This window comes from Sphingomonas sp. PvP056, from assembly GCF_040549155.1.
GTDB lineage: Bacteria > Pseudomonadota > Alphaproteobacteria > Sphingomonadales > Sphingomonadaceae > Sphingomonas.
Genome location: NZ_JBEPST010000002.1, coordinates 124,459 through 136,336, shown reverse-complemented (window position 1 = coordinate 136,336; position 11,878 = coordinate 124,459). Strand labels below are relative to the sequence as shown.

Annotated in this window: 11 protein-coding genes; 3 read left to right on the top strand and 8 right to left on the bottom strand. The window is 62.0% G+C overall.

All coding sequences use genetic code 11. The features are described from left to right. The first annotated feature begins 138 nt into the window (after window positions 1-138). On the top strand, window positions 139-582 hold the full coding sequence (locus tag ABIC17_RS04815) for an integrase core domain-containing protein (RefSeq protein ID WP_354280570.1): 444 nt from the start codon (window positions 139-141) through the stop codon (window positions 580-582). A gap of 216 nt (window positions 583-798) precedes the next feature. On the opposite strand, the gene ABIC17_RS04810 is transcribed toward ABIC17_RS04815, so the two are convergent. The 7 genes from ABIC17_RS04810 to ABIC17_RS04780 all read right to left on the bottom strand — a co-directional run bounded on the left by ABIC17_RS04810 (window position 799) and on the right by ABIC17_RS04780 (window position 9,159). Then, the gene (locus ABIC17_RS04810) at window positions 799-3,702 is read right to left on the bottom strand and encodes a TonB-dependent receptor (protein WP_354279675.1); all 2,904 of its coding nucleotides are present in this window, start codon (window positions 3,700-3,702) and stop codon (window positions 799-801) included. 219 nt (window positions 3,703-3,921) lie between these two features. Next, window positions 3,922-4,464 carry a M17 family peptidase N-terminal domain-containing protein gene (locus tag ABIC17_RS04805; RefSeq protein ID WP_354280569.1) on the bottom strand — a complete coding sequence of 181 codons (543 nt, stop codon included), beginning with the start codon at window positions 4,462-4,464 and terminating at the stop codon, window positions 3,922-3,924. Window positions 4,465-4,653: 189 nt separating this feature from the next. Then, complete coding sequence (locus tag ABIC17_RS04800; protein ID WP_502958410.1) at window positions 4,654-5,853, bottom strand: MFS transporter; 1,200 nt, start codon at window positions 5,851-5,853, stop codon at window positions 4,654-4,656. Between the two features lie 70 nt (window positions 5,854-5,923). Then, on the bottom strand, window positions 5,924-6,472 hold the full coding sequence (locus tag ABIC17_RS04795) for a helix-turn-helix domain-containing protein (RefSeq protein ID WP_354279673.1): 549 nt from the start codon (window positions 6,470-6,472) through the stop codon (window positions 5,924-5,926). 149 nt (window positions 6,473-6,621) lie between these two features. Continuing rightward, window positions 6,622-7,251 carry a response regulator gene (locus ABIC17_RS04790; RefSeq protein WP_354279671.1) on the bottom strand — a complete coding sequence of 210 codons (630 nt, stop codon included), beginning with the start codon at window positions 7,249-7,251 and terminating at the stop codon, window positions 6,622-6,624. Between the two features lie 41 nt (window positions 7,252-7,292). Next, on the bottom strand, window positions 7,293-7,895 hold the full coding sequence (locus ABIC17_RS04785; protein ID WP_354279670.1) for a M17 family peptidase N-terminal domain-containing protein: 603 nt from the start codon (window positions 7,893-7,895) through the stop codon (window positions 7,293-7,295). Between the two features lie 442 nt (window positions 7,896-8,337). Further along, window positions 8,338-9,159 (bottom strand): alpha/beta fold hydrolase, encoded by an 822-nt coding sequence (locus ABIC17_RS04780; protein WP_354279668.1) that lies wholly within the window; start codon window positions 9,157-9,159, stop codon window positions 8,338-8,340. 77 nt (window positions 9,160-9,236) lie between these two features. Here ABIC17_RS04780 and ABIC17_RS04775 point away from each other — a divergent pair, with 77 nt between their 5' ends. Continuing rightward, on the top strand, window positions 9,237-9,923 hold the full coding sequence (locus ABIC17_RS04775) for a response regulator transcription factor (protein ID WP_354279666.1): 687 nt from the start codon (window positions 9,237-9,239) through the stop codon (window positions 9,921-9,923). Between the two features lie 50 nt (window positions 9,924-9,973). Further along, the gene (locus tag ABIC17_RS04770) at window positions 9,974-10,387 is read left to right on the top strand and encodes a response regulator transcription factor (RefSeq protein ID WP_354279664.1); all 414 of its coding nucleotides are present in this window, start codon (window positions 9,974-9,976) and stop codon (window positions 10,385-10,387) included. Here ABIC17_RS04770 and ABIC17_RS04765 read toward each other — a convergent pair. Continuing rightward, window positions 10,316-11,854, bottom strand: coding sequence for a sensor histidine kinase (locus tag ABIC17_RS04765; protein WP_354279663.1), 1,539 nt, complete (start codon window positions 11,852-11,854; stop codon window positions 10,316-10,318). The two genes, ABIC17_RS04770 and ABIC17_RS04765, sit on opposite strands and share 72 nt — an antisense overlap. Between the last annotated feature and the right edge of the window lie 24 nt (window positions 11,855-11,878).

Sequence of the window (11,878 nt, the reverse complement as noted above, 5' to 3'; positions counted from 1 at the left end):
CGACGCCCATCCGCGCCCCCAACTCCCGACGTTCCTTCATCTGTGCTTCATCGCCCCGCGGCGCTGCTGGAATGGCAGAGATTGCACCATTTCTGCCGTTTCACGACATGCGACGCGGCGACCTCGGGTAAGCGGTTGGTGCGCGATCTGGGTGATCTGACCGCCGAGCGTGGCGAACCCAAGATGATCGTCAGCGTCATCGGAATCAAATTGACCTCGAACGCGGTGCTCGCGTCGTCGGGCGATGCTGGCATCGAGTGGCACAATACTGCGCCGGGTAAGCAAGCACAGAATTGGTTCGTCGAAGGCCTCAACGGTCGCCTGCGCGATGAGCTGCTCAACGAGACACGTTTCTTCACGGTCCGCCAGGCGCGATCGATCCTCGCGCGCTGGATCAACGACTATAACACCGAACGGTCACACTCCTCCCCTGGCTACGCTAGACCGGCGGCGTTTGTCGCCGCACTTCACCTGCGCTCCTGCGCGACAACAACGGCCGGTCTGTGCTCGCCGCTGGATGAAAGACGGAGCACGTCACGCGCTGAGCGGCGGGTGTCCAAGAGCGCTGTCGGCACGGGATAACAAACCCGATAGGCCGCACTCACATACAGCTGTATGCCGAAGCTCTGTTCAGCAGTGCGATGGGCTCCGGTTTAAGCAGAGAGATACGACGCCCCCCCCAAGTCGCGTGCAGATCCTGTCCCTCCATCGCACGCGGAAGCGCCGTCAGCCTGGCCCGGAACCACTGCTGACGATAGGAGAACCGCAGCAGCAACAGGTGCTGACAGACGATTCGATCTAGAAGCGAAATTGCAAACCACCATAATATTGCGGCCCGCTGTCGCTAACTTCGGCGATGCTATCGCTGCCGCCTTTGACGAAGACGTCCCTGGCCCCTGTCACATTCAGTGCCTGGAGCTTTATTCGCACACGTTCCGTCAGCTGATAGTGCGCGGAAAGGTTCAGATAGCCTGCCGCCAGAACGCTTCGGTTGGTACCTCCGTTGGGTTTCAGGTAGGAGGAACGGTACCGGTAGCTCGCACGCAGCGAAAGCCTGGCGCGCTCCCAATAGGCGGTGCCGCTGGCGACGTAGCGCGACAGTCCGGGCAGGTTTGCCGGGTCGACGTAATTCGCGAGAGCTGATGTGTCGGGATATTGGAAATCGGCATCGGCGACATTCAGCGAACCGGTCACGCCAAAGCCGCTCAACAGGCCCGGGGCCCAGGTCAGCGCATGCGAAGCGGACACCTCGACGCCATACAAGTGACGAAGCCCTGGATCATTGGCAGGGGCTATGAGGTTCACCGAATAATCGCGCAGTCCCGCAGGCCGTCCATCGACGATTGTGTTCACGTCGATCGCGGTCGGGATTGCCCCCACGCCCGAGATGACGGTTCCGCGCAACCACTTTCCATAGACGGCGGCGGAAAGAACGGTGTCGCGCGACGGGTAGAATTCCAAGCTGGCGTCCGCGTTCCACCCCCGCAGGGGCTTGAGCCCAGGGTTACCGCTCGTCGCATTGAACGTGACCGTATCCGAACCGCCGGAACCGGCGGATGGATTGAGCGTGATCCCCGCCCCGAAGGACTCGATCCCGGTTCTTGCCAAGGCTCTGTAAACAGCAAGCCGCAGCTTCGTCGTTCGCGAAAGATCAAACGCAACGTTGGCACTAGGGAGCCAGTATCGGTACGCGCCGCCCAGCGTATCGGTTGAAATCGAACCGGTCGGATCAGCTGCAACCGTATAATTGTCGGCCGCGGAATCAATCGTCACTACGAAGGGCAGCCGGTAGCCGATGGAAGTAACCGAGGTCTCGACGTAGCGGACGCCAAGGTTCCCGCTGAACGGCGTTGATGCGAACGAACCCGCAAAGCTCGCCATGGCGTACAGAGCGGTGATCCGCTCGGAGACATTTATATCGCTCGGGTCGCGCCGGTCGTTTGGAAAGGGCAACGCGCCGTCGCTGCCGGCAAATGCTCTGAACAAACAGGCATTGTCGAAGGTCGCCCACTGTTTGGGAGCATCGGTCGCCGAAAAATAGCTCAACGAGGAAAAAGGCGTGCGGCAGGCCAGATTGGCGCCGTTGATAATTTCGGCGACCGATCGACCGCCGGACGGCACGAGCGTATTGAGATCATTGTTCGCGTTTTGCGCCAAGGTTCGACGCTGTTCGGAGTAGCGCGCGCCCACCTTTATGGAGCGAAGAAAGCCATCGAGTGCGCGTTCAATATCAAATCTGGCCGCATAGATGTCGTCGTGACGGTCGGTCGCGAGCCGGTTCCGAGCGTAGACGGCGGTTGCTGCGGTGTTACCAAAATTGGCCGGATCGGTCACGTCAAAGCTATCGAACATGATCGCCGGAACGAAAGGGCTGTTCCGGTAATCGAGCGTGTACCCGACGCGCGTGTTCGAGCGCATGCGCGTTTGCTGCTGGGTCTCGGTGCGATGCGATTTGGAAAGGCTGACGTCGCCTTCGACTGTCCAGCGGCCCGGGGTCCACCGTGTGGTTGCCCCAACCCCTAAATATGTCTCGTCTCGCAATCGGCGCTCTAGCTGGTCCTCCAGAAAAGAATTACCGGAATAAGCGATCAACGCGCCTTTCGACCAGCCGTTGCTGCCATCACCAACGAGGATCGGCGAGACGCCGCGCAGACCCTCGGTTATCTGAAGGACGTTTCGATTCTCGGTGGACTGCCGGCGGGAATATTGGCCGTCCACGGTGATATCCAGATTGGACGCCGGTCTCCATTCCAGCGTCCCAAAGGCCGCATTTCTGAGCTCGCGTGTTTTTTGCTCACGGAAACTCCTGGACTGGGTCGCGTAATAGACTTGCCCGACCTTTTCGCGGATGCCTGACCGCGCCGCAGACGCGTTCGCGCAATTCGCGCTCGCACCTGCAGCGGACAGCTGCGAAGCCGTCCCGCGGACGAGCGTACCGTTGGAAGCAGAGGTCGTGCACGGCACGAAGTTCGCGTTGCCGTTGTAATAGTCCTCTGGCGCGGCACTATCCTGCCGCCGCAACCCGATCGAAATGCCGATGTCACCGACCGCGGTCTGGAACTGGTCGAGATAGGTGACATAGGCTCTGTAGCCGACACCGTTTCGGCCGCGGATCGCGTCATCCTTCGGAAAGTAAGAACCCAGTATCTCCCCCGTCAGACGCGCGCGTTTCGCGTCCAATGGGCGGGCGGTGCGAAGGTCGATGACACCTCCGATCCCGCCCTCCAAAAAGTCTGCCTGCTGAGTCTTGTAGACCATGACCGCGCTGATCAGCTCGGACGGAAATTGCTGGAAGCTTACGGAACGATCGACACCAGCCGCCGATGCCTCCCGCCCGTTGATGGTCATGAAATTGAGCGTGGGTCCGAGCCCCCGCACCGAGGGGTCGTTCGCATTGCCCTTGAAGCGATCGGCCGTCACGCCCGGAATGCGCTCCAGCGTATCCGCCACGGAATTGTCGGGAAGAGCACCGATTTCGTCGTCGACGATGCCATCGGCGATGACGGTCGCCCGCCGCTTTACATCGATGGAGTTGCGCTGCTCCTGCCGTGCACCCGTCACGACGATGTCGCCCGAAGCGTTTGCGCCGTCGGTCGACGATATCGATCGGTCGAGCGCCTGCGCGTTCGCACCGCCGACAACGAGCCTTGCGAAGACCAGACAGCTCAGGCTGTTGGAAAATAGTCGCGCGACAGCCGCCACCCGACACCCTTCCCCCGTTTGTTCCCCATGGCGCAGAATTAGCATGATCGGGCTAGCCCAACACCACCCTTTCGGGTGGACGGCAACGATGGTCGTTGGGCGCAGAATCCCTGCGCTCAATACCGTTGTTTGGGTTGGCCACGAAAGATCGCTAGAAAGGGGACCATGCAGCGGAATCCCGCTCCGCGGGATCCGGTGTATTGCGGCAATCGGCTGGAATTACGACCGGACCGGAGGGCCTTGACAGCAACCTGAGGCCGACACGCTGTCCCGTAACGCAGCTGCGAATTCCGCCACAGCGTCCTCGTATCGCGTGACGCCAACGTCGAACACCCATTGGCGCACCGAACTGTCGCGCGCGAGTGCCTCGTCTCGCAGCCATGCCCGTTTGGCAATCGCGCTGGTCAGCGCACCTATCATCTTTGCAGCAGCGCCCGCAGTCTGTGCTCCGGACAGGCCGCTATCGAGCATGCCAGGCGCAAACGCGACGCTGGTTACTCGCATCAGAACAGCCGAAGCGTAGGCAGTCGATACTGCGCCAGCCATCACGTCAGTCGACCAATCGTCAGGATCGCCGAGGCCCACGACGAGTATTGCAGCGGCCTCTACTGCATCCGGCGGATGATCGATCAACAGGATTTCACCCCGTTCCGCGCGGAAGACACCATTCGCGCGCGCGACGAGGAGCCTTCCAGAAAGCGCGGCATCAAGATGGGCAAGGCCGCCACCGGGCCGATCGCCGCGCGTTTCACGCGTAAACATGCAGGCGCACGAGAGGTCCACCGTCGCGGCAACGCCGTCCCAGGCCGCGACCTCGATGCCAACGCCCAGATGGTCGCCAACGGATCTATGCTTCGTCATCGCTAATTCCCACCCAACTGCGGCATCATAGCCTCCGACGCCGCGATCAGTCCGCCCACGTGCCCTCCTGCAACAGCGATCTGCACCGCGTCAGCGCCGATGGAGCAGGCTTCGCGCCTGCAATGCTACGGCCAGCAGCGACAGGACGACACCGAGTAGCGACACTGCTTGCCATCCCCCGAAACCCCAGACAGCAGTGGCCGCTGCCGAACCGGCGGCACCCCCGAGGAACATCGCTCCCATGAAAATCGTGTTCAACCGCGCGCGTGCTTCCGGGCGAAGCGCGTATACGACATGCTGGTTGGAAACGAGGGCACTCTGGACCGCGAAGTCGAGAACGATCACCCCTACGACAAGGCCAGGCAAGCTCGACCAGAGACCGAAGATCGCCCACGAAACCAAGGTCAGCAACGCGCCGAACGCAATCACGCCGTGCGGGCCGCGCTTGTCCGCAAAGCGACCGGCGATGGGCGCCGCCAGAATACCGACCGCGCCGACGACGCCAAACAAGCCGGCGACATCGGCTCCAAGACCAAAGCGCGGTTCCTGAAGATGCAAGGCGAGGATCGTCCAAAAGGCAGTGAAGGCGCCGAACAACAGGGCCTGGGTCACGGCCGCAATTCGCAGATCGGCGAATTCCATCCAAAGATGCCCCAGCGAGACGAGCAGGCCTCGATAGGTCATGCGGCTGTCGGGTCGGCTGACCGGTAGCGTGACCAGCATGAGGGCCCCGGCACCGAGCGCCATGGGTACGCCGAGCCAGAACATCTCGCGCCAGCCAGCATGGGTGGCGACGAGTCCAGCAAGCGTCCGGCTGAGCAATATGCCACACAGGACCCCTGACATCACGGTCCCAACTGTGGCCCCGCGCTTCTCGGGCGAAGACAAATGGGCCGCAAATGGCACGATCTGCTGCGCGACGGTCGCCGCGACACCGAGCAAGAGAGACGCCAGCAAGACCAGCCAGACGCTGGGCGCCAGCGCTGCCGCGACGAGCGCCACGGCGAGCACTGCGAACTGGATTACGATCATCCGCTTGCGCTCGACCAGGTCGCCGAGTGGCACGAGCAGGAACAGTCCTGCTGCGTACCCGAACTGGGTCGCGGTCGGAATCAGGCCGGTCGCACGTCCGGGAAGGTCACGTTCCATCACGCCGAGCATCGGCTGGTTGTAATAGATATTCGCGACCGCGACGCCCGCGGCGATCGCCATCGCAAACTTCATGCCGCCGCTGATCCCGGCTGGCGTTGGCACAATCGCCGTGTGTTCTGCTTGCGTCAAGGTTGTCATGGCACGGCTCCTGCGGCGCACCGCTCAGGTTAAACGGTTGGGTCGCGGCTGGCTCCCCGCCCCGGTTGCTTCAGGCGGTGCGCCAGTTGCGCCGCCATGCGAGCGGCGTTTCATTCAAGACGCGGCGGAAGAGGCGTGTGAGATGCGCCTGGTCGGTCATGCCGCATGCGCACGCAATGTGGCTGAGCGTGTCGTTCGTTTCGAGCATGAGCCGTTGCGCGCGAAGGATGCGTTGCCGCACAATGTAGCCGTGCGGCGTCTCGCCGGTGCTGGTCTTGAAGGCACGACAGAAGTGGCCGGGGCTCAGTTCGGCAACGACTGCGAGATCGTCGATCAGGATGGTGCCGTCGAGTTCTTCCTCGACATAGGCGCGCACGCGCTTCAGTTGCCAGGGTGCTAGGCCGCCCTTCGTCGCGTTGGCCGGTGCCGGCGCACTCTCGACCGGGGAGCGCTCGAGCGTGTCGGCGTTGCCCAAAAGCGTCGAGGCCTCGTCAAGACAGCGGCGCGTGAAAGAGGGATCGACCTCGATGGATCGGCGCGCCTGTCCGAGCAGATCAAGGAGATAGGGCGGAAGCGCCTGCCTCGAAGCGGCGGCCTTTTCGATTACATTGAGCAGCATAGCGTGGTCCCCCAGCCGTGGATGGCAGGATCACTATCGAGCGGGTTGCCCCCGAATTGAATCGAACAGGGGTAGCGTCCGCACCCCATCAAAGGCCTGCGCACCCCAACCAAAAGTTCTAGGGGGTGGCTGGTCCGCTCCGCGCAGCCTCAGAGGTCGATGACGCCGCGCCGTGCTGCGATGGTCACTGCGTGCGTTCGGTCGGCAGCGCCGAGCTTGGAATAGATGATTTTCAGATACCCTTTGATCGTGTCTTCAGCGAGGCCGAGCTTGGCCGCGATCTGCCTGTTGGAGTTGCCTGCCGCAGCGAGCGTCAAGACTTGCGACTCGCGTCCGGACAAGACGTCTTCGGCCAGATGCAGGGCGATTTCGGTCGCGATTGCGGATGAAAGGTGTTTGGCGCCGCCGTGCACGGAGCGGATTGTCTCCAACAGCTCCTTTCGCATGCTGCTTTTCAACAAATATCCAACCGCTCCTGCCCGCAAGGCGCGCATCGCCTGCGCGTCGCCGGAATAGGTGGTGAGCACGATGATCCGTGACGACGGGTGCACGCTCCGCAGCGTTTCGATCGCGGCGACGCCGCCCATCCCGGGCATTTGCAGATCCATCAGGACGATATCGGGCTGATGGATTTGATAGAGCTCGATGGCTTGTTCGCCCGTCTCGGCTTCCGCCACGAGTTCGAGGTCGCCCTGGGTTTCGATGACGGCGCATACGCCTTCGCGCAGGAGCGGATGATCGTCGACGACCATGATTCGAATGCGATCGGGCTTGGTCATGTTACGCGCTTTCCATCTCCCCGGCGAAAACGGGCGAATAGCTATTGTTCCCAAACCAGAGCGAACGCCATGCGGAATTCGTCTGCCAGAACGGCGGCCTCTGCAGGCGGTGCGACAAATGACCAGCGCTCGAGCCTTCCCGGTTGCGCGCTCAAGACATCGATGATGCCACGCAGGATCGCACGGGTGCTCGGAGCGGCTTCGAATCGTGTGCCGCTGGTCACCAGACGCGCGGGTGCAAAAGCTGCGTGCCCACCGCTTAGGCGAACCGCTTGGTTCGCCGCCGAACGCAGCGCTCGGCGGGTATGCGACGCGACGCTTCTCCCTGTCGGGCCGAGGCCGAGAAGCAGCACGCCCTTTGCTTTGATCGGGGCGGGTGGTGACGAGAGGAATAGCGTCTCGCCCCACTTTCCAGCGAAGATTCCGTCCGCACGCAACCGTGCGATCGCGCCGTGCATCGCATGGTCGAGACCCTCGACTGCGGCTGCAAGCTCAGCGCCGGCTGGCGTGCGCGAACAGATGCCGACGATCGCCAGATCCGCCGCAATCGTCGAAAGTTCACCGGCAACGACATCGAGTGCGGTGCCGCAGCATCGACCGATCGGCAGGATCGAATCAACGGGCACATGCCGATCATTCGACATCCGAGGCTCCTCCTGCGCGGCCCGTACCCCTCATGTCTTACTCTCCCCCCAACGACAGCCCCCCATGGGACAACGTTTAGGTCACGGATGGCGTGTGCGCGTCTTGGACGTACATGACGTCTTCGCAGCGACGCCTGGAACCGAGACTTTCTCAGTCCCGTGAGGGCGCCACACCCGGCCAAAAACGCCGAGCCAAGCCCCACCGCTGCACCTCTCGCGGCTCGGAGCGGACCGCCACCCCGGCGGCGGCCATGGTGCGGCCAGATACGCCCCTATCCCGACGATCGCGTCGTCGCCTGCTGCCACGTTTTCCCAAACCGTTACCCGCCAGCAAATGATGCGAACGCACACCAGGGTCCCGATCCATGGGATCGCGACCCTGGGGCCCTTGCGGAGCGGGGCAGCGGGGGAGGAACTGCCCTGCAGCCGGGGGCGAGGCGTCCTAGCTCCGCAGGAAGGCGAGCAGATCGGCGTTGTACCGATCCTTGTGGGTAAAGGTCAGCGCATGTGGAGCGCCTTCGTAGACAAGGAATTGCGAGTGGGGGATCAGCCTGTGCGCGGCCGCGCCGGTGGGCGCGATCGGCACGACCTGGTCGGCCGCGCCGTGGACGATCAGCGTCGGCATGGTGAAGGCCGCCATGTCCGGTCGAAAATCGCTTTCCGAGAATGCACCGACGCAGTCATACGTGCCCTTGATGCCGCCCATCAACGCGATCTGCAGCGTCTGCTTGAATACGCCTTGGGAAACGGCACCCGGATTCTGATTGGTGCCATAGAACAGCGCGTTGAAATCATCGAGAAACTGCGGACGATCGGCGAGCAGGCCCTGTCTGATCCCGTCGAAAATCTCCGCCGGCGCGCCTTCGGGGTTGTCGTCCGCCTGGATAAAGTACGGGGTCACCGCAGAGGTCAAGCAAGCCTTCGCTACCCGCACGCCCTTATACTTCGAGATGTAGCGCGCGACGTCGCCGCCGCCCATCGAGAAACCGACAAGCGTCACGTCCTCGACGCCGGCGGCGTCCAGGACCAAGGCGATATCGTCGGCAAAGGTATCATAGTCGTAGCCGTCCCACGGCTGGCTCGAACGACCGAACCCGCGGCGGTCATGCGCGATCACACGGTAGCCGTTCATGCCGAAGAACATCATCTGCTGCTCCCACATGTCAGCACTCAGTGGCCAGCCGTGACTGAAAAATACCGCCGGGCCGGTCCCCCAATCCTTGTAATAGATTTCCGTGCCGTCCTTGGCAGTTACGTAGGGCATCGTTAAGGTCTCCAAGGATCGCGGGCAGCGCGACCTTCCACCGACTTCATAAAGACTAGGCTCCCTCGGGAGATTGTATGGACGGCACCGATTTTGCGCGAACCGAACCTCAAGACATGACTACACCACCAGCCCTCGAACCGAGCGCGATGGTCATCATTGTCGATGACGATCTGCTGGTGCGAACCGCGCTCGACAGCCTCTTTCGGTCGGTTGGGTTTGCAACCCGGCTCTACGCAAGCGGTCGGGAGGCGCTCGCCGACACACTCCCCGACATGGTCTCGTGCGTCGTCACCGACGTGCGAATGCCGGAGATTGGCGGCTTCGAATTTCAGACCGCGTTGAATGGCCGCGGGGCCGAGATACCGGTGATCTTCATGACCGGGCATGGGGACATCCCGATGAGTGTTCGCGCCATGAAGGCCGGCGCGATCGACTTCTTAAGCAAGCCGTTTCGAGATCAAGATATGCTCGACGCTGTCGGCGCGGCAATCGAGCGGGCTCGCCTGCACCGCGAAGCGAGCCGCGGGAATGCCGAAGCAAAGACCCGCTACGAAACCCTCACGCCGCGCGAACGCGAGGTTATGGACGGCGTCGTAAGAGGCCTTCTCAACAAGCAGATCGCCGGCGAGCTTGGTATTGCGGAAATGACCGTGAAACTTCATCGATTGAGCTTGATGCGGAAAATGGGCGTGAAACGGGTTCCCGATCTATTACGGCTTTCCGATCTGATTAAGGCCCCGGTGAACTACGACCGATCCTAAACCTTCGTTGGGGATCGCTAACGCCCGCACGTTCCCGTAACCGCTGTCGGATGGTATCCTTTTTCCGGGGGAGCGGCGTTTTGGGCAATCGCCTCATTGCTGTTGTCGATGATGATCCGCTCGTCCGTTCGGCGACAACAAGCTTGCTGCGATCGTTCGGTTATGATTGCCACGCCTTCGGTTCCGCCGAAGAGTATCTGAGCCACACCGGGTTCGCCTATGATTGCGTTGTGAGCGACATTCAGATGTCTGGCATGTCCGGCGTCGAATTGGCGAACCTGCTGCACAAACAATCGATAGCACCCCCGATCATCCTTATCACCGCCTATCCGGAAGCGCGCGCCGCCAATGCCAAAAATGCCGGTGTGGTCGTGGAACTGCTCGAGAAGCCACTAGACGGCCAAGCGTTGCTGGGCGCCGTCCGAATGGCCATCGGCACCCCCGATCGCGCTGAGGGCGATTAGCGGAAGGGTCACTTCCGCGATGGCGCCACCGCCCGTGCCGTTGCGGCGCGAAATGGAGCCGTCATGCCGGTCGACGACCATTTTTGCGATAGAGAGTCCGAGGCCCATTCCCGTCCGCTTTGTCGTGAAAAAACTGCCAAAGACCTTGCCGGCTTCTGCCGGATCCCAGCCTGGCCCTGCATCCGCGACCGTCACAACAGCCTGGTCATCCTTCTGATCGAGCGTGAGCGTCACGATCCTGCGATCGGGCGGCGTATTCACCATCGCTTGGATGGCATTCGTGATCAGGTTGATGAGGACCTGTTTCAGGAGAATCCGATCGCCGTTGACCGTCAGCGTCTCCTCGGTCGCCGGGATGATCAGGATCCGAGCACCATGCTCGGCGGCCTCTCGTCGCATAAGCGCAACGGTGGTTGCTATCAGACCCTCGAGCTCGATTTCGCAGAGCTCGATACGCGATTCCCCGACGAGCGCACGCACACGTTGCATCACCATTCGAGCGTGCTGAACGCCGAGGGTGAGTCCCGCCAGCGCGTCGCGCGCCTCGTTGAGGTTCGCCGGGCTTCTGGTGAGCCACCGGCTGGCCGCGTCGGCATAACTCTGGATCGCGGACATCGGCTGATTGAGTTCGTGCGCGATCGACGCAGACATTGCTGCGACGGCACTTGTTCGATGGGAATCCGCAAGTTCCTCGCGGGTTCGCAAGATCTGGATCTCGAGCGCGCGGCGGTGGGAGACGTCGAGAATTGAGCCTGGGACCCGGTCTAACGACGCATCCGGGCCGAGACCGAATGCAACGATGACCTGCCGCGGCGCACCGTTCAGCGGCAGCACGATCGCCTCTGTCTGAAACAGTGCGCGCCGTTCGTCGATCGCGACGATGCATTCGGCGAAGCTATCGTCGGTTTCGGGCAAAAAACCGCTCAAATGGCTGAAGAAGTCCTGCTTGCTGGTCACGCCCATCATCGTCAGCGCGGTTGCGTTGACATCCGTGATCCGAACCGACCGCCGCATCTGGACCACGAACTTGGGATGCTCGGCGACATACCGCCGAATGTCGGTCACGCCGCTTTCCCGCAAGCGCGTCAATTCGGCGACGATCGGCGTGAAATCATGCTCCCAGATCGCAATCGCCAATGTATCGAAGACGATCCGAAAGCGTCGGTCGCTGCGCTCCTTCGAAGAATTTATCGACTGATTGCGCAGCAGCAGGAACGTCGTGACGAGCAGGACCGTCAAGCTGATCCCGAGGTGCGCCAACGCAAGCGGCGGCGCGCCATAGCTCTCGAAGATACAGTAACCGAGCATCGCCAGGGCTACGCAAATCGTCGCCCACGCAAGGATCGCGGTCCTGCGCGCCGGTCCGATGACGCTCGATCCGATCAGTAATACCAGCACATAGAGACTGGCGACGGCCAGATCATCCGTCGTGAACGCATCGAACCAGAATATGAAGGCTGCCAGCACCGCAGCGAGTGCCGATCCCTTCTC

What these genes read in the sequence shown, in the direction of transcription:
- ABIC17_RS04805 (WP_354280569.1), bottom strand. Translation starts at nt 4,464, where the DNA reads ATGTTTACGCGTGAAACGCGCGGCGATCGGCCCGGTGGCGGCCTTGCC.
- ABIC17_RS04800 (WP_502958410.1), bottom strand. Translation starts at nt 5,853, where the DNA reads ATGACAACCTTGACGCAAGCAGAACACACGGCGATTGTGCCAACGCCA.
- ABIC17_RS04795 (WP_354279673.1), bottom strand. Translation starts at nt 6,472, where the DNA reads ATGCTGCTCAATGTAATCGAAAAGGCCGCCGCTTCGAGGCAGGCGCTT.
- ABIC17_RS04790 (WP_354279671.1), bottom strand. Translation starts at nt 7,251, where the DNA reads ATGACCAAGCCCGATCGCATTCGAATCATGGTCGTCGACGATCATCCG.
- ABIC17_RS04785 (WP_354279670.1), bottom strand. Translation starts at nt 7,895, where the DNA reads ATGTCGAATGATCGGCATGTGCCCGTTGATTCGATCCTGCCGATCGGT.
- ABIC17_RS04780 (WP_354279668.1), bottom strand. Translation starts at nt 9,159, where the DNA reads ATGCCCTACGTAACTGCCAAGGACGGCACGGAAATCTATTACAAGGAT.
- ABIC17_RS04775 (WP_354279666.1), top strand. Translation starts at nt 9,237, where the DNA reads ATGGACGGCACCGATTTTGCGCGAACCGAACCTCAAGACATGACTACA.
- ABIC17_RS04770 (WP_354279664.1), top strand. Translation starts at nt 9,974, where the DNA reads ATGGTATCCTTTTTCCGGGGGAGCGGCGTTTTGGGCAATCGCCTCATT.